The following is a 16,458-nucleotide window of genomic DNA, read 5'->3' on the forward strand; positions in this document are numbered from 1 at the left end:
CGTGATTGTGCTAGTCGCGGTGAGGTGAGTCAAGGGCGCTTCGCGGCCCTTCGGGCTCGAACAAGTTCGACCCTTGACACACCTCACCACGACCAGGGAAGGACGCAGCTACGCCCGGAGCCGCTGAGAAGAACGGCCACAGTCCAGGGATTTCCGTCGAGGGGTGCAGCCCGGGTAATCCGCTGGGGGTGGCAGACGGCATTCCTCGGGCCGACCGGGGCGAATGCGGCCGGCAGGACGAAGGCCCGGACCTCCACCACTCAGCAACCTCCCGCCAGTGCCCCCGCCGGAGCGGCTCCACGCCTGAGCCGACGCCCGGCCGGGAGGTTCCGGTACCCGACCGGGAGGTTACTGAGTGCTGGGCGTCCGGGCACCCACTGCCGAACCACCTAGCGGAACGAACACACCACCAGGCTGACCAGCCAGTGAACCGCCCGGCCGATAGCGGGCTGCTCGGCCGATACCGCCCTACAGACCGGCATCGGCCCAACGACCCGGCATCCACCCGGACGGCCCCACCGCCGATAGCGGGCTGTTCGACCGATGCCGTCCAGTAGACCGGCATCGGCCCCACAAACCGGCAGCCGACCGAACCACGCCACGATCTCCAGCACGGCCCCCCACCCAGACCTACAGAACCCACCGAAACCACCCCGGAAACCGGTTACTGGACAGGGTTCCGCGACTTCTGTAAGTCTGGATGGGGGCCACCTCGGAACCGGCACCACCCGGGCCGACGGCATCAGCGGAATCGCCGAACATCCCGCACGAACCACCCGCGCGGACGGAATCCCCCGGATGCAGCTCACACGTCAGCGCGGATCCGCGTAGCTGCGTCCTTCCCTGGCCGAGGGGGTGGGTGTCAAGGGTCGAAACTTGTTTCGAGCCCGAAGGGCCGCGAAGCGCCCTTGACACCCACCACCTCGGCTAGCACCATCACGCAGCGGAGACCGCGCAACCACATCACCAATGCACTGGGTGCAACCACACTGCTAATGCACCGGACGGAACCACACTGCCAATGCACCGGCACAACCACACTGCCAATGCACCGGCACAACCACATCGCTCATGCACCGGCGCAACCTCTCTCGCTGCGGGTGCAACCACCTGTCCGACTGACCCGGGGCGACCACAGTCAGCAGCCGCTTGCGCCTCGTCGTACGGTTGCTTAAGGCAACTACTCCCCGGCTCGAGACGTGGGCGGAGCGGAGGGGTGACCAGGGGCCTGTAAGGATGGGGCGATGGATGAGGTCTGGCAGAACATCACGACGGCGCAGCCTGATCCGTCGATCGAGGTCGTGATCGGGACCGGTGTGGTCGCGTTGTTGCTGATTGCGTGGCGTCCGATCTGGCGGCATACCCGGCAAGTGGTGACGATCGCGCACGAAGGGGCGCATGGGCTGATCGCCCTGCTCGCCGGGCGGAAGCTTTCGGGGATCCGGCTGCATTCGGATACCTCCGGTGTGACGGTTTCGCGCGGTCGTCCCAACGGTGCCGGGATGATCGCGGTGCTGCTCGCCGGCTATCCCGGGCCCGCGTTGTTCGGCCTCGCTGCCGCGTTCGTGCTCAGCCGCGGGTACGCCGTTGCCCTGCTCTGGGGACTCCTTCTCGCGCTGGTGATCCTGCTTCTCCAGATCAGGAACCTCTTCGGCCTCTGGTCGGTGGTTGCCTTCGGCGCCATTGTGTTCGCGGTGTCCTGGTGGGGTTCACCGGACGTGCAGTCCGCCTTCGCGCACCTGTTGACGTGGTTCCTCCTGCTTGCCGCACCGCGGGCCGTCCTGGAGTTGCAGCGCTCACGCCGTGGAGGTGCGGGGCGCAACTCCGATGCGGACCAGCTCCGACGGTTGACCGGCGTACCGGCGTTGCTCTGGGTCGGCGTCTTCGGCCTCGTCACCCTCGCCTGCCTGGCCCTCGGCGTCCTCTGGTCAGGCGCACTCCCCAGCTAGTGTCCCGTGAGCGATGTAGCTTGAACGATGCTGGCGTTCAGGTGCGTGCATCGGGGCGTAGTGCGTGCCTGGGCGACAGCAGCGTCAAGCTACATCGCTCACGGGACACTACGAATCGTTCTGCCTGGCTACCTTGGAGTTGGCCAGTGAGCATCTCCGCAGGGGAGGCATCGTGGGTAGCCAAGGACCGGGGCCCCGGTCGTTCGATCCGGTGGTTGTGGGCAATCGTGAGACGGATGCCTGGGCTGCTTACTACCGCCATGAGTGGCGCAGCTTTCTCGTCGCGTCCGTCGGGATGGTCAGCGCCGGCTTCGGTATGACGCCCCGCCGGACGCTGACGGGCGCGTACTACGTGCTGCGCGCGAACCAGCTCTGGGCGCCGTACCCCGAGAACCAGCCGGACGGAGCCTGCGCGTACATGCGCCGCTTCTACGGACTCGTCGTCCGCAGTGGTGGCCTCGACCTCGACCCGGCGCGGGCCGCACTGCTCGAGGTCGAGTGGTGGCGGATCCATCGCGCTCACCAGCACGACGACATGGTCACCGAGGCGCAACTCGAAGCCGCCTTGGTCGACCTCTACTCGTACGTGTACGGCGCGGATCCGGAGGCGGTCCGGCCCGCTGCCCGCAAACGGGTCGAGGCGATGGACCTGTCCGACCGCTGGGTCGGAGCAGGCTGCCATCGCGACGACCCACTGCTGGCGAAGGAGCGGCGCGCGCTCGTCGCGTCGTACGCCGCCCTCCGCACCGCGGTGGAGGAAAGCTAGCCGCGGCCGCCGTTGATCGGGCGATCGCGCTGGGCGACACCGGGACCGCCGTACGGGTAGTCGGCCGCGCCGGGGTCGCTGGCCTGGTCGAGCTTGGTGCTCTCGTCCTCGGTGAGGTGGAGATCCGCCGCGGCCAGGTTGTCGTTCAGCTGGTCGAGCGTGCGCGCGCCGAGGATCACCGAGGTGATGGCCGGACGGTCGACCAGCCACGCCAGCGCGACCTGGGCCATCGGGATACCACGGCCCTCCGCGATCGAGCGGACCGTATCGACGACCTCTCGCACCCGCTGGTTCTTGCTCCGGCGGGCCCATGCCTCGACGCCGCGCTCCGGGTTGTCCCCCAGCCGGGTCGCACCGGTCGGCTCCTCGTCGAACGAGTACTTGCCGGTCAGCCAGCCACCGCCTAGCGGCGACCACGGCAGCAGACCGAGCCCGTTCTCCAGGGCCGCCGGGACGATCTCCCACTCGATCTCCCGGACCAGCAGGTTGTACTGCGGCTGCAGGGTGACGAGCGGCGACCACCCCTGCCGGTCGATCAGATCACACGCCTTCTGCAGCTGCCACCCGGTGAAGTTCGAGAGCCCGCCGTACGAGATCTTGCCGGCCCGTACTGCGTCCTCCAGGAAGCTGAGCGTCTCCTGCAGCGGCGTGATCGGGTCCCAGGCGTGCAGCTGGTACAGGTCGATGTGGTCGACGCCGAGCCGGGCCAGCGAGGCGTCCAGCGCGCGGCGGAGGTGGCGCCGCGACGTACCGACATCGTTCTGGCCGTCGCCGGTCGGGAACCGGCCCTTCGTCGCCAGGACGACGTTGTCGCGGGCGGAGCTCTTCGCCAGCCAGCTGCCGATGATCTCCTCCGACGCGCCGGCCGTGTAGACGTCGGCGGTGTCGATCAGGGTGCCGCCGACCTCGACGTACCGGTCGAGCTGCTGGTGCGCGCCGGCCTCGTCGGTCTCGTTGCCGAAGGTCATGGTGCCGAGCGCGTAGGTGGACACGACGGTGCCACTCGCGCCCAGGGTGCGGTATTCCACTACAACTCCTTCAGAGTGGGGGTGTTTTCCACCCTAGACCTGCCCGGAAGACGGTTGCCGGGGACTGTCCGAAGGGCGGGCTAGGGTAGCTGTGCCGACGCTGACCCCACCCCACCACCCCGGTCAGGAAGTCCGCGTGACGAAGGGGAGCTTGATGAACACCAGTGAACTGCTGCTCGACGCTTTCGGGCGGATCCAGGAGGTCGTGCACGAGGCCGTCGAGGGGCTCGGCGAGGCCGCGCTGCGCACCCGCCCCGACGACCACGGCAACTCGATCGCCTGGCTGATCTGGCACCTGACCCGGATCCAGGACGACCACCTGGCCGACGCGGGCGGTTACGAGCAGACGTACACGGCGGAGGGCTGGCACGAGCGGCTCGGGCTGCCGTTCGACCCGGCCGACACCGGGTACGGGCACAGCGAGGAGGACGTCGCCTCGGTGAAGGTCCCGGCGGAGCTGCTGATCGGGTACTACGACGCCGTGCACGCGCGGACCGCGCAGTACCTGAAGGGACTGACCGACGCCGATCTCGACCGGATCGTGGATCACAGGTGGAACCCGCCGGTGACGCTCGGGGTGCGGCTGATCAGCGTGCTCTCGGACGACCTGCAGCACGCGGGCCAGGCGGCGTTCGTGCGGGGCCTGTGATCAGCTGAGGACGGTTTTCCAGAGGCTCGCGGGTCCGTCGGCGGGGCCCGCCAGCAGGTAGAGCGTGCGGCCGACCAGCTTGGCGTCCCTCACGGTGCCCGCCGGGCCGGTCGAATCCTGCACCGTCCAGGCGCCGTCGTGACCGCGGACCACCTTCACGTTGTTGCCGTTAGCAATGAGCTGGAAGAGGGTGCCGTTGTCGTCGATCGGCGGCGGGAGCTTGTCCTTGTCACTGACGGGAAGGTCGGGAACGCCGGCCAGCCGTTTCCCCTGCGTGCCGTCGAGTTGCCAGAGCGCGAGCTTGCCGTCGGCGAATCCAGAGATCGTGCAGACCTTGGTCGTACAACTCACGCTGTTGCCTTGGCTGCGATTGCCCGGTTCTGGAAGGGCGACCCGGGCCCAGCCCTGGTTGAGGTTGGCGGAGCGCCACACGGCCGCTTCCTGCTGAACGACGTTCGGCGCAAGGCGGACTTGCGAGCCCGTCTGCACGACCGAGGAACCTACTGTCGTCCCGTAACCCGCTCCGACCAGCAGAGACGCCGTACTGCGGAGGGCCGTGTTCGCGGAGTCCTGCCTGATCCACTTGAGGCCCTGGGGCAACCAGACTGCGGCATCCAGGCCCGCAACGGAACTACCCCACGACCCCAGCAACGCTTGGCCGGCCGGGGTGAGCACTGCGGAGTAGAGCTGGCCTGCGGACTGTCCGCCGAAGGTGTTGAACTCCTGTGGATGCTCGGTGAGCGTCGTCGCCGTGCCGGTCCACACTGTCCACCGCTTGTTGGAGTGCGCTCCACCCGCGGCGCCGCCGATCGCGAGCACCCGCTCCCCGTCGTACGCGATCGACTGCCAGACCGCCTCGAACGCATACGCGCTCTTCGGTTCCACCTTGAGCTCTCGCCGCTGGGTCTCGCCGGTGAGGACGAGGATCCGCGGCGCCACCTTGGCACCGCGATCCCGCAACCCGACGAGCAGGTCCGCTCCGTGCCCCGCCAGTACGACGGGTTCTGCCGGCAGGTCGACCTTCGTCCAGACGACTGGTTCGGGGGTCGCCGCCTCGGGTTCGCTGGTGCAGCCCGCCAGGACCAGCCCGACGGCGACCACCACGGCGCCAACCCGCACACCGAGGTGCTGATGACGGTCGGCGCCGCTCACCTGTTCTGAGGGAGCTTGGTCGTCCTCTTCTTGGCCCCGCGCGGCGCGGACGGCGGCGGTACGACCGGGCCGATGTCGCCGTCCGGTGCGACGTCCAGATCCATCATCACCGGCGCGTGGTCGCTCGGTCCGGTCCCCTTGCGGGCCTTGCGATCGATCCAGGCGGCCTTCACCCGCGCGGCGACGGAATCGGTCGCGAGCATCAGGTCGATCCGCATCCCGAGGTCCTGGTGGAACATGCCGGCGCGATAGTCCCAGTAGCTGAACACCCGCTCGTTCGGCCAGCGGTCCCGGACGACGTCGTGCAGCCCGGTCGACATCAGGTCCGCGAGCGCCTGCCGCTCCGGTGCCGTGACGTGCGTCGAACCGACGTACGCGGCCGGGTCGAAAACGTCCGCGTCGGTCGGCGCGATGTTCATGTCGCCGCAAACGATCGCGTCCGCAGGCCCCGCGGCGACGACCTCTTTCAGCGCGGCGAGCCAGGCCAGCTTGTAGCGGTAGTGATCCGAGTCGGGCACCCGCCCGTTCGGCACGTACAGCGAATGGATCCGGATCCCACCACACGTCGCGGCAACCGCCCGCGCCTCCGGGTCAGGGAATCCCGGCGCACCCGCGACCCCGGTGACCACATCCTCGAGTCCCACCTTGGAGAGGATGGCGACACCGTTCCACTGCACTTCGCCGTACAGGGCGGCCTCGTAACCGCGGCTCGCCAGTTCATCACCCAGCAACTTCGTGAAGGCGTCGTCGGCCAGCTTGGTCTCCTGCAGACACACGACATCGGGCTGCCGCTCATCAAGCCACCCCAACAACCGCGGCATCCGCTGCTTCACCGAATTCACGTTCCAGGTAGCTACTCGCACCCGCCCTACGTTAGCCCGGAACAGGCCTGCCCTTTCGGGCAAGGAGTGTGTGAGGTGGTCGTAAATTACTGGCGCTGGAGTGCGGTTGAGGCGAAAGTATTCTCCCATGGGGGCACGGGGAGATTTTGAACTGGAAGTGCGGCTGCTGGGACCGGTCGAGGTCAGGGCAGACGGTGAGTTGATCGAGCTCAACCGGCTGCTGGAGCGAGCCTTGGCGGCCAGGCTGGCGCTGGCGCACGGTCGCGGCGTCCTCGATGAGGTCCTGGCGCAGGACCTATGGGGTGCCGGTGTGGAGCGCCCCCGCGAGCGGCTCCGGGTGCTCGCGCATCGGTTGCGCCGCAGCCTCGGTACCCATGCCGGTGCCCTTCGCCGTACGCCGGCTGGGTACGCCCTCTCCGCCAACCCGGTCGATCTCGTCACCGCCGAGCGGGCCGTTGTCCGCCTGCACGAAGCCGTCCGGGCCGAAGACATCCCGACCGCCTTCGCTGCCGGAAACCGTGCCCTGTCCCAGTGGCGTGGTCCCAGCCTGGCCGGCCTCCGGACCGTGCCGTTCGCCACCGCCGAGGCGGCGCGGCTGGACACGCTCCGCTTGGAACTCCAGACCGGACGACTGCAGGCGGAGCTTGAACTAGGTGTGGCCGGCATCGCCGACATCGATCAATTGCTGGCCGCGCATCCACTGCACGAAGCGTTGGTTGGACTGGCCGCGACCGCCCTGTACCGGAGTGGTCGTCAAGCCGAGGCTCTCGACCGCATCAGTCAGCTCCGCAAGTCGCTGGCCAACGAACTGGCGATCGACCCCTGCCCGGAGATCGCCGCCCTGGAACTGCGACTCCTGCGCCACGACCCCACCCTCATGCCCTCCACGGCCGCGGCAAAGCCCCTGCCGGTACTACGGTTGCGCCCGGGCAATCTGATCGGCCGAGACCAGGAACGGGCATCCCTGATCGAGGAACTCCAGGCACCAGGCCTCCGGACGCTGACCGGAGCACCCGGTGTGGGCAAGACCCGACTCGCCCAGGAGATCGCCTCTCTCACGTCGGCCTCCGGACGACCGGTCGCCTGGGTCGATCTCGCACCCCTGGACACACCGGCTGCCGTGATCGCGGCTCTCACCGCAGCCGCAGGAGTCGATGGCGTGTACGTCGATCCGCTCCCCCGGTGTGCGGAGGCACTCTCGGGCGCCCTGCTGGTGATCGACAACGCCGAGCACCTGGTCGATCCGGTCGCCGCATTTCTCACCGGGTTGTTCCGCCACGCGCAGGGGATCTCAGTACTCGTCACCTCACAACGCCCGGTCCGGATCGACTGCGAAGTACTGCATCACCTCTGCCCGTTGCCGAGCGAGGACGCCAGCCGACTGTTCTGCGGCCTGACCGGAACCTGCCCGGACGAGCAGGTCGACACGATCTGCGAGGCGGTCGACCGCTCCCCTTTGGCGATCGAACTGGCCGCCGGACTCACCCGCGTCCTGACTGTCGAGCAACTCAGCGAGCGGATCGGGCAGCGGCTCAAGCTCCTCACCGGCGGGAACCGCGATTCAGGAGCCCGGCACAGCAGCCTTCGTAACGCGCTGGAGTGGAGTCACTCCCTCCTGGACCCACCAAGCCGGTGTCTGCTCCGGCGGCTCTCGGTCTTCGCCGGCGGCTGCACGCTCGAGGCCGCGGAACAGATCGCCGCGGACGAGCACCTCGACGCCGCCGATGTGCCCGCCCTGCTCACCGACCTCGTCGACCGCTGCCTGATCACCGCTGACGGGCATCGCTTCCGGCTGCTGGAAACCATCCGCGACTTCGCCCACGAGAAACTGCTGGAGGCAGCCGAAGAATCACCGGTACGCCGCCGCCACGCCGACTGGTGTCTTGCCGTCGCCGTGGACGGATCGGCCGCACAGCGGACGGAAGGATGTATACCGGATGTGCGCGAGCCTGTGAGTCTGCTGGGATGACATCGACATCGGACCTCACCAGCGCCCGGGTAGCGCTGCTGGATGAGTGGGTGGATTCCTTCAACTCCAGGGACCTCGAGCGTCACCTGGCGTTACTGACCGAAGACTTCAGCTATCGGCTGCCGCGGTTCGCGGTGACCGGCCAGGGCCTCGACGAGCACCGCAAGACGCTCGACGGTTTCATCGCGGCCGTGCCGGACCGCACCATCACCCTCATCCGTACCATCGTCGCCGACGACGAGGCGGCAGTGATCTACCGGTACGCCGGTACCAGCGCCGGCCTGATCCCCGACCTCCCACCCGCCGGCGAGTGGTTCCTTCTCGAGGTCTGCGCCATCCTGCGCTTCCGCGACGACCAGATCTCCGACCAGATCGACTACTGCTGACAGCCGGTCCGAGCCCGGCACGGAGGGCTGTCGCGGGAAGATTTGGCGAAGATTTATCGGCGTTCTGTGAGCCGGCGACGCCGCTCCGCTCGTTTGTGCGGCGAGAAAGACGCATACTTGAGGTCTGATGGAGTCCTCTCGCGCGACGACGCGTCGTCACCTGGCCACCAGTCCCTTCAAGCCACGCGTGCCCGACCCGATCAAGGTCTTCGAGGTCGGCGAGCGTGTCTCCCACGACAAAGAAGGACTGGGCCGGATCAGTTCGGTAGATGGCGGCACAGCGGTTGTGGTCGACTTCGGAGGCGGGAAACTGCTCCGGGTCGTCGCTCCGTTCGCCAAACTGCACTCGCTCTGACCCGCCCCAGTTAAGAGCCGGACCTCCCGCCGGCTGCGTGCCCCGAGTCGGGGCACGCGGCGCGGTGGTCGTCGCCCTCCCGCCTCCTCCGGTCGGAAGGCCGTTACCTCGTGCGGATGATGAAGTTGCCCGCCTTCGTGGTGACCACACCGGTCGTGTAGGTCTCGGTCGCGCTGGTGACCTTGACCGAGAAGCGGTCATGGACGCCGATGCCGTTGCCGTCGTCCAGGAGCGTGGCTCGCAGGGTCGCCGGTCGGTTGTCGAGTCGCCCGGTGACTTCGAGGACGGCCGACTTCCCGGCGGCGGCCAGCCAGCGCACCGTAGTACCGGTGAAGACCCGGGTGCCGGCGACCAGAGTGACTGCGCCCGTGGGTGAGCCGCGGAAGTAGCGGCTTGAGACTGTCAGGACTGCCGTGGTTCCGGTGGTGTCCGGTCCTACTGCGGCTCCGGTTGCCTCACCGTCCGGGTCGTACACCACCAGTTCCGCCTCGATCGGAGGCCCGGTGAAGTAGTCGCCGGTCAACTCGACCGTCGCGGTCCAGACGCCGGCCGGCGCGTCGATCGGCAGCGTGGCGACGCCGTCCGTCCCTGCGGTCCCGGTGTAGGTCCGGACTTCGCCGCTGACGGCGGACCGCAGTTGCACCTTGACGCCGGCTTGGCTGAGATCGGCCGGGTTCTCGTCCGCCTCCTCCGTCACCTTGATGGTCATCGGTGGGATGGCGTTGTCGGCGTAGAGGGTCGGACTGGTGATGGCGATCGTGGCGTTCTCCGGTTCGACCGTGAACGGCGCCATACCGGTGGCGCTGGTGTAGCCGTCCTGACCGCTCACGCTGAGGCGCAGCGGGTACTCACCTGGCGGCAGGGACGGCACCCAGCTGATCGAGGCGACTCCGTCGTCTCCGCTCACCGCCGAGACGAAGGACCTGTCGTCATAGAAGAAGCGGACCCGCCGCCCCGGAAGTGGCGCTCCGTTCAACCCGTCCTTGACGACAGCCGAGAACTTCACCTTGTCGGACTGGTCGACCGTTCTGTCGCCGGTGTAGGTGACCGAGGCCGGCCGGAAGGTGTCTGCCAGGAAACCCTGGTCTGTCACGACCGAGGAATCCGTGATGCTCTTGCCACGGGCGTACAGGGTGCGCAGACCGTTCGCAGCCTCGTCCGTGCCGACGGTCAGCTTGATGGTCGCGGTGGCACGCTGCCCAGCCGCCAGCGTCATCCGCTGCGTCGTCGCTGTCCAGCCGGCCGGAACCAGCACGGTGAAGTCGAACGTGTCGGTGGCCTCGCCGGTGTTCATCACGGCGAACGAGAAGTCGGCCGTGCCGCCGGCGACCAGGCCCGGCCGTGGCTGCAGGCCTTGAGCATCCGCAGCGTCGACGAGGATGCCAGGACCCCGCACGTCGACGTACGTTTGCCTCTGGTCGGCGAAGGTCTGGCCGATCGCCCGCAGCGCGACCTTCGCGCCTGTGCCGTCCGCCCAAGGTGCTGTCATCTCCCGCTGCCTGGTGCGCGGATCGGCCGGATCCCACGCGTCGGTGTCCCTACCCCCGTAGCAGTCGCCGTCCTCAGCCTCGGGATCCTCGTCGACCTTGCCGTCGCCGTCGTCGTCCGCGCCGTTCACCGGATCCTCGTCGACCTTGCCGTCTCCGTCCTGGTCCGGGCCGTGGTCCTCATCGATCTTCCCGTCGCCGTCGTCGTCCCGGCCGTTCACCGGATCCTCGTCGACCTTGCCGTCGACGTCCTCGTCGATGCAGCCCATCGTGCGGACCCCGTCCGGCCGGACCAGCTCCACGCCGCGAACGTTCTCCGACTTCGGTACGACGTTCCGCTCGTCGACCCGCCAGACCACCAAACCCTTGTCGGGAACGTTCTGGTCGTAGGTGCCGGCCTTCGGCTCGCGTGCCTCGAGCATGAAGTAGTCGTCCGTGCCACGTTCCGGGTCGTACAGCAGGTACGACTGGTACGGCGCGACCGTGTCCGGCAGCAGGGTGACGTAGCGGTCCTTGGTGATGACCGTGGGCTGGATCCCTCCGAGATGCAGCTTGTGGAAGGCGTTCGGTTCCTGCCAGGTCTCCGTGGCCCCTGTGCAGGTCGGTCCCGCGAGGTCCCAGGCGCCGACACCGAAGCCGTAGTGGTCGAACAACTCGAAGCTCTGATGACCGATCTCGTGCGCGAAGGTCAGCGAGTTGGTCAGCGATCCGCCGTCCGCGGTCCGGAAGGCGACCGTCTTGCCGTCGAGCGTGCGACCGCCCGCCACTCCGGTCGTCTGGCCGCAGGAGTACTTCGGATTCGGCGACGTCACCAACGTGACCACCGCGAGTTCGGCATCCTCCACCCGGCCGTTGTTGTTGGTGTCGTAGCGCGCGAAGTCGACGTAGGCGTCCGCGAGGTCGAGCATCTTGCGCCGCCGCACCCCGGCATCCTGGCCGTACCACGGGGCGGACTGGCCGAGCTCGACCATCACGATGCCGTTGTCCCGCTCGCCATAGGTCTCCACCACCGGCGTCAGGACGCCGAGACCGGTGGAGAGGTAGTAGTCCGCGACGGTGCCGAAGCTGAAGATCGGGAAGAACTTGTCGCGGGTTCCGGCCTCACTGAGGTTGGTCAGGTCGTCGAACCGTCCGTAGACCACCAGCGTCGGGATCGGCGCCTGCCGCTTCTTGAACAACGGTGCATGCGGCCGGTCCGGATGACTGAAGTCCGGCAACGGGAACGGATACCCGACGGCGGCCGCGGCGGACGACGAGTGCCCGGCCGCTGTCGATGCCGGGATGCCGAGCGTGGTCGCCAGCAAGGCCGCCACGACGGCGATGCCTACCGGCAGGCGAAATCTCTTCATGACTTGATCCCCCACAGCGCTTTGGAAAGTGCCCTGGCTGGAAGTTTCAAGCCGTGTCTTCAGAAACCCTTAAGACGGCCGGGGAGCCGGACTGTTGTGTTCCCGGCCGGGACCATGGCGCTCTAGGTGATTCAGGTGCCTTGCGAAGTCTTCGGCGACTCGCAGCTGGTCGCGCAGAGCCGTGATGCGCTGGCCGGCAGCTTCGTGGTACATCTTCAACCGCTCGAGCAACTCGGCGCGATCGGAGGGTCCGTCGTCGGCGGCGAGCAGGCGGTCGAGCAGACCCAGCAGGTCGCCCATCTCTTCGAGGCTGAAGTCGAGTGGCTTCATTCGCCGGATCAGGAGCAGCCGCTCGACGTCGGATTCGGTGTAAAGGCGGAAACCACCCTTGCTCCGGGCCGACGGCTGGACGAGCCCGACCTCTTCGTAATGGCGGATGGTGCGCAAGCTCAGCTTCGTGCGTTCGGCGACCTCACCGATCTGCATGTGCTCGCCCACTGCCCACTCCTGCCGGCCGCCCGGATTCTGCGATGTGCCTGCTGCGCCGCAGTGGGGAAGAGAGTAACGGACAACGCGCAACTCTACTCTCACGTTCGGGTAGAGTTGCGCCACAGTGAGGCGTTCTGGTGCTCCTCACCCGCCTTGTTCCTGACGCCGGCTTCGTGCTTCCGCCCTGCGCAATGACGCGCAGAGTACGCATGCCTCGAGGGCGCCGCCTGTCCCCTTGTCTGGAGACCGAATGACCTCGCTGACGCCCTCGTCAGCCACGCCCGAGTCCGTACCTTCCTCCTCACCGCTGCCCGCTGACGGGGACATCACCTCTGTCCGGGCCGCTCTGCGCTCACCGCGACGGTTGCGGACCGAGGTCCTGGCCGGTCTGGTGGTCGCGCTCGCCCTGATCCCGGAAGCGATCAGCTTCTCGATCATCGCCGGAGTGGACCCGCGGGTCGGCTTGTTCGCATCGGTCACGATGGCCATCTCGATCTCGTTCCTCGGCGGCCGGCCCGCGATGATCTCGGCCGCCACCGGTGCGGTGGCGCTGGTGATCGCGCCGATGATGCGCGACCACGGCTTCGACTACCTCATCGCGACCGTGCTGCTGGCCGGCGTCCTGCAGGTGATCCTCGGCGTGCTGGGGATCGCCCGGCTGATGCGGTTCATCCCGCGCTCGGTCATGGTCGGATTCGTCAACTCGCTCGCGATCCTCATCTTCCTGGCGCAACTGCCGCACCTTGTCCACAGGCCGTGGTTGGTCTATCCGCTCGTCGGGGCCGGCATCGCGGTGATGGTGTTCCTGCCGAAGCTCACCAAGGCGGTCCCGGCGCCGCTGGTCGCGATCGTCGCGGTCACGGGTTTCGTGGTGCTGACGTCGGTGAGCGTGCCTACCGTCGGCGACGAGGGCAAACTGCCGGACAGCCTTCCATCGCTGTTCTGGCCGGACGTGCCCCTGAACCTCGACACGCTGCGCATCATCGCGCCGTACGCCGTGGCGATGGCGCTCGTCGGCCTGCTGGAGTCGTTGATGACCGCCAAACTGGTCGACGACGTCACCGACACCCGTTCGGTCAAGACCCGCGAAGCGTTGGGACAGGGCGCCTCGAACGTGATCACCGGCCTGTTCGGCGGTATGGGTGGCTGCGCGATGATCGGCCAGACCATGATCAACGTGAGGGTTTCCGGCGCCCGCACGCGGTTGTCGACCTTCCTGGCCGGCGTGTTCCTGCTGATCCTGGTCGTCGGCCTCGGGGACATCGTCGGAGTGATCCCGATGGCCGCGCTGGTGGCGGTGATGATCATGGTCTCGGTCGGTACCTTCGACTGGCACAGCATCCGCCCCAGGACTCTGCGCAGGATGCCGCGCAGCGAGACCACCGTGATGGTGTCGACCGTGCTCGTGGTGGTCGCGACGCACAACCTGGCCATCGGTGTCGTGGTCGGGGTGGTGGTGGCGATGGTGCTGTTCGTCCGCCGTGTCGCCCACTTCACCCAGGTGCGCGGCACCGATGTCGACGACACCACCAAGGTGTACACCGTCACCGGCGAGCTCTTCTTTGCCTCAAGCAACGACCTGGTCTACCAGTTCGACTACGTCAACGACCCCGCGCGGGTGCTGATCGACCTGAGTCAGTCACATATCTGGGACGCGTCGACGGTAGCGACGCTGGACGCGATCACCACCAAGTACGAGCGCCACGGCAAGAGAGCGGAGATCGTCGGGTTGAACGCCTCCAGCGCCGAACGGCACCAGCGCCTCGCCGGACAACTCGGCGCCGGCTACTGACCCAGCACGACTGCACGGGCTCCTCCGCGGGCCGAGCACAGTCATCCGAACGCGGTCATCCTCATGTCGTAGACTCCGCAAGATGTTTCCGAGTGGACTCTCGATGTTGTGGGAATCGACCGAGCCACAGGGTGCCTTGCGCGACAGGTTCGGCCTCGACAGCTTCGATGAGGCGGTCAGTTGGCTGACCAAGGTTCTGTCCGAGGTCTGGGCCATCGAGGCGGTGGCCTGCGAGCGGATCATCATCAGCGACAACAACGCGATCGCCTGGGTGCGCACCGACCAGGCTGTGTTGACCGACCAAGAAGGGCTGGTGGTGAAGTGGTCCCGGGCGCAGGAACAGTTCGACAAGTTCGCCGCCACCGCCGAGTTGATCGACGCTCTCCACGCCCAAGGCGTGCCCGTGGCACCACCACGCGCCTCGGTCGATGGCGAGCTCAGAGTGATCGTGAACTCGGGACCCTGGCCGTTGTCGATGACCGTTCAACCGGCGATCGAGGCCGACCTGCTGGACACCAGTGACGAGACCGCCGTACGAGCCGCCGGCGCCTGCCTCGCCACTCTGCATCACGCATTGGCTACCCACCAGGACAGCCGCCTGGCCGGATGCACCACCGGGTCCGAACAAGAGCAGTCCCTGCACCAGCGGATAGAGACGTGGTTGGAGTCCCATGACGCTGGGTTGGCGCCGGCCGCGTCAGAGAGACTGCGCGACCACCTGACGTCGCTGCCGGCGATCGACGTGGCGCCGCAACTGATCCACAACGACTACCGCGCCTCGAACGTCCTCACCAAGGCCTCTGAGGTCGTCGCCGTGCTGGACTTCGACGAGGTCGGCCGGGACTACTGCGTCATCGATCTCGCCAACGCGTTCGTCCTCCTCAGCACCCGCTTCACCAAATGGCAGCCGACTCCGGCGGGCGTTCGCGAGACCTTTCTCGAGGGGTACCAGTCCGTGCGGCCACTCGGCCCGCTCGAGCGGCAGTGGCTCGAAGTACTGGTGCTGTGGCGAGGTATCATAGCCATCCCACCCGGCGAGGATCCCGCCGGGTGGGCCAACGCAGTGTGAGCTCAGCCGCGGATGCCGTAGAGGTAGTCCAGCGCGAGTTGGTCGAGGCGTTCGAAGGCCATCCCGCGGCGGCCTGCCTCGTCGGGGTCGAAGTCCTCGGTGCGCAGGGTCGCGATCGTCTCGCCGGCGGTAAGGCTCGGTTGAGCGAGTTCGTCGACGCGGGCGTCGAGGAGGGCCTGCTGTACTTCGGGATCCGCGCGGAAGGCGAGTGCCTTGGTCCGCAGTACGAGGTAATTGCGCATGCAACCGGCGGCTGAGGCCCAGACGCCGTCCATGTCCTCGGTCCGCGGCGGCTTGAAGTCGAAGTGGCGTGGACCGTCGTAGCCGCCCTGTTCGAGGATGTCGACCGTCCAGAACGCGCCCCGCGCATTACCGGCGCCGAACCGCAGATCCTGGTCGAAGCGCGGCCCGTTCTGCCCGTTGAGATCGGCGTGGAACAGCTTGCCGTGCCACAGCGCTTGGGCGAGCCCGTGCGCATAGTTGAGTCCGGCCATCTCCTCGTGCCCGACCTCGGGGTTCAGCCCGACCCGCTCCGAGTGCTCGAGTTCGTTGATGAACGCCAGCGCGTGGCCGATCGTCGGGAGCAGGATGTCGCCGCGCGGCTCGTTCGGCTTGGGCTCGATCGCGAAGCGGATGTCGTACCCCTGCTCGATCGCGTACGACCCCAGCACGTCGAAGGCTTCCTTGTACCGGTCGAGCGCCGCCCGCACGTCCTTCGCCGCCCCGGACTCCGCGCCTTCGCGTCCACCCCACGCCACGAACGTCTCCGCACCCAACTCCGCGGCCAGGTCGAGCTGGTCAGCCGCCTTGCGGATCGCGAACCGGCGGACGTCGCGATCGTTGTTGGTGAAACCACCATCGCGGAAGACAGGGTGGGAGAACAGGTTCGTGGTGACCATCGGGACCTTGAGCCCGGTCTCCTCCAGAGCCGCCCGGAACGGCTTCAGAATCGCGTCCCGCCCGGCCATCGTGGACCCGAACGGGAACACGTCGTTGTCGTGGAAAGTGATGCCGTAGGCACCCAACTCGCTCAACTTGTGCACGGCCTCGGCCGGATCGAGCACCGGCCGTACTGCGCCGCCGAACACGTCGACGCCCTGCCAGCCGACCGTCCACAGTCCGAAGGAGAACTTGTCCTCACGGGTGGGAGTGAAGGCGTCGTCGGTCATGGTGGTC

The 16,458-nt window shown here is 67.6% G+C and carries 14 protein-coding genes; 8 read left to right on the plus strand and 6 right to left on the minus strand.

The window, feature by feature from the left end; translation table 11 throughout:
* Positions 1-1,244 precede the first annotated feature (1,244 nt).
* Both VFG33_RS40790 and VFG33_RS40795 read left to right on the plus strand, forming a co-directional pair.
* A complete protein-coding gene (locus tag VFG33_RS40790; RefSeq protein ID WP_325058409.1) occupies positions 1,245-1,949 on the plus strand; it encodes a M50 family metallopeptidase in 705 nt (234 codons plus the stop codon).
* Between the two features lie 172 nt (positions 1,950-2,121).
* The gene (locus VFG33_RS40795) at positions 2,122-2,715 is read left to right on the plus strand and encodes a hypothetical protein (protein ID WP_325058410.1); all 594 of its coding nucleotides are present in this window, start codon (positions 2,122-2,124) and stop codon (positions 2,713-2,715) included.
* Here the strand turns inward: VFG33_RS40795 and VFG33_RS40800 are convergent.
* Complete coding sequence (locus tag VFG33_RS40800) at positions 2,712-3,743, minus strand: aldo/keto reductase (protein WP_325058411.1); 1,032 nt, start codon at positions 3,741-3,743, stop codon at positions 2,712-2,714. The genes VFG33_RS40795 and VFG33_RS40800 overlap by 4 nt on opposite strands.
* Before the next feature lie 154 nt (positions 3,744-3,897).
* Here VFG33_RS40800 and VFG33_RS40805 point away from each other — a divergent pair, with 154 nt between their 5' ends.
* Positions 3,898-4,392: a mycothiol transferase gene (locus VFG33_RS40805; RefSeq protein WP_325058412.1), complete on the plus strand. Its 495-nt coding sequence runs from the start codon at positions 3,898-3,900 to the stop codon at positions 4,390-4,392.
* Here the strand turns inward: VFG33_RS40805 and VFG33_RS40810 are convergent, their stop codons facing one another.
* A complete protein-coding gene (locus tag VFG33_RS40810) occupies positions 4,393-5,544 on the minus strand; it encodes a hypothetical protein (protein ID WP_325058413.1) in 1,152 nt (383 codons plus the stop codon).
* Complete coding sequence (locus VFG33_RS40815; protein WP_325058414.1) at positions 5,541-6,407, minus strand: exodeoxyribonuclease III; 867 nt, start codon at positions 6,405-6,407, stop codon at positions 5,541-5,543. Before VFG33_RS40815 ends, VFG33_RS40810 begins: the two co-directional genes overlap by 4 nt.
* A 106-nt stretch (positions 6,408-6,513) precedes the next feature.
* Here VFG33_RS40815 and VFG33_RS40820 point away from each other — a divergent pair, with 106 nt between their 5' ends.
* From VFG33_RS40820 to VFG33_RS40830, 3 genes are all read left to right on the plus strand, one after another.
* The gene (locus VFG33_RS40820; RefSeq protein WP_325058415.1) at positions 6,514-8,355 is read left to right on the plus strand and encodes an ATP-binding protein; all 1,842 of its coding nucleotides are present in this window, start codon (positions 6,514-6,516) and stop codon (positions 8,353-8,355) included.
* The gene (locus VFG33_RS40825; protein ID WP_325058416.1) at positions 8,352-8,741 is read left to right on the plus strand and encodes a nuclear transport factor 2 family protein; all 390 of its coding nucleotides are present in this window, start codon (positions 8,352-8,354) and stop codon (positions 8,739-8,741) included. Before VFG33_RS40820 ends, VFG33_RS40825 begins: the two co-directional genes overlap by 4 nt.
* 127 nt (positions 8,742-8,868) lie before the next feature.
* Positions 8,869-9,096, plus strand: coding sequence for a hypothetical protein (locus VFG33_RS40830; RefSeq protein WP_325058417.1), 228 nt, complete (start codon positions 8,869-8,871; stop codon positions 9,094-9,096).
* A 103-nt stretch (positions 9,097-9,199) separates the two neighbouring features.
* Here VFG33_RS40830 and VFG33_RS40835 read toward each other — a convergent pair whose 3' ends face one another.
* Together VFG33_RS40835 and VFG33_RS40840 are read right to left on the minus strand one after the other, a co-directional pair.
* Positions 9,200-11,932: a hypothetical protein gene (locus VFG33_RS40835; protein WP_325058418.1), complete on the minus strand. Its 2,733-nt coding sequence runs from the start codon at positions 11,930-11,932 to the stop codon at positions 9,200-9,202.
* A 69-nt stretch (positions 11,933-12,001) separates the two neighbouring features.
* Positions 12,002-12,430 carry a helix-turn-helix domain-containing protein gene (locus tag VFG33_RS40840; RefSeq protein ID WP_325058419.1) on the minus strand — a complete coding sequence of 143 codons (429 nt, stop codon included), beginning with the start codon at positions 12,428-12,430 and terminating at the stop codon, positions 12,002-12,004.
* A 241-nt stretch (positions 12,431-12,671) separates the two neighbouring features.
* On the opposite strand from VFG33_RS40840, the gene VFG33_RS40845 reads away from it, so the two are divergent.
* Together VFG33_RS40845 and VFG33_RS40850 are read left to right on the plus strand one after the other, a co-directional pair.
* A complete protein-coding gene (locus VFG33_RS40845; RefSeq protein WP_325058420.1) occupies positions 12,672-14,213 on the plus strand; it encodes a SulP family inorganic anion transporter in 1,542 nt (513 codons plus the stop codon).
* 82 nt (positions 14,214-14,295) lie between these two features.
* Positions 14,296-15,282 carry a phosphotransferase gene (locus VFG33_RS40850; RefSeq protein ID WP_325058421.1) on the plus strand — a complete coding sequence of 329 codons (987 nt, stop codon included), beginning with the start codon at positions 14,296-14,298 and terminating at the stop codon, positions 15,280-15,282.
* A gap of 2 nt (positions 15,283-15,284) precedes the next feature.
* On the opposite strand, the gene xylA is transcribed toward VFG33_RS40850, so the two are convergent.
* Positions 15,285-16,451 (minus strand): xylose isomerase, encoded by a 1,167-nt coding sequence (xylA, locus tag VFG33_RS40855; RefSeq protein WP_325058422.1) that lies wholly within the window; start codon positions 16,449-16,451, stop codon positions 15,285-15,287.
* Positions 16,452-16,458: the final 7 nt, after the last annotated feature.

The organism is Kribbella sp. (assembly GCF_035687465.1).
GTDB lineage: Bacteria > Actinomycetota > Actinomycetes > Propionibacteriales > Kribbellaceae > Kribbella.

Coding starts and splice junctions, on each gene's coding strand:
- VFG33_RS40790 (WP_325058409.1), top strand. CDS start 1,245: ATGGATGAGGTCTGGCAGAACATCACGACGGCGCAGCCTGATCCGTCG.
- VFG33_RS40805 (WP_325058412.1), top strand. CDS start 3,898: ATGAACACCAGTGAACTGCTGCTCGACGCTTTCGGGCGGATCCAGGAG.
- VFG33_RS40820 (WP_325058415.1), top strand. CDS start 6,514: ATGGGGGCACGGGGAGATTTTGAACTGGAAGTGCGGCTGCTGGGACCG.
- VFG33_RS40825 (WP_325058416.1), top strand. CDS start 8,352: ATGACATCGACATCGGACCTCACCAGCGCCCGGGTAGCGCTGCTGGAT.
- VFG33_RS40830 (WP_325058417.1), top strand. CDS start 8,869: ATGGAGTCCTCTCGCGCGACGACGCGTCGTCACCTGGCCACCAGTCCC.
- VFG33_RS40835 (WP_325058418.1), bottom strand. CDS start 11,932: ATGAAGAGATTTCGCCTGCCGGTAGGCATCGCCGTCGTGGCGGCCTTG.
- VFG33_RS40845 (WP_325058420.1), top strand. CDS start 12,672: ATGACCTCGCTGACGCCCTCGTCAGCCACGCCCGAGTCCGTACCTTCC.
- VFG33_RS40850 (WP_325058421.1), top strand. CDS start 14,296: ATGTTTCCGAGTGGACTCTCGATGTTGTGGGAATCGACCGAGCCACAG.
- xylA (WP_325058422.1), bottom strand. CDS start 16,451: ATGACCGACGACGCCTTCACTCCCACCCGTGAGGACAAGTTCTCCTTC.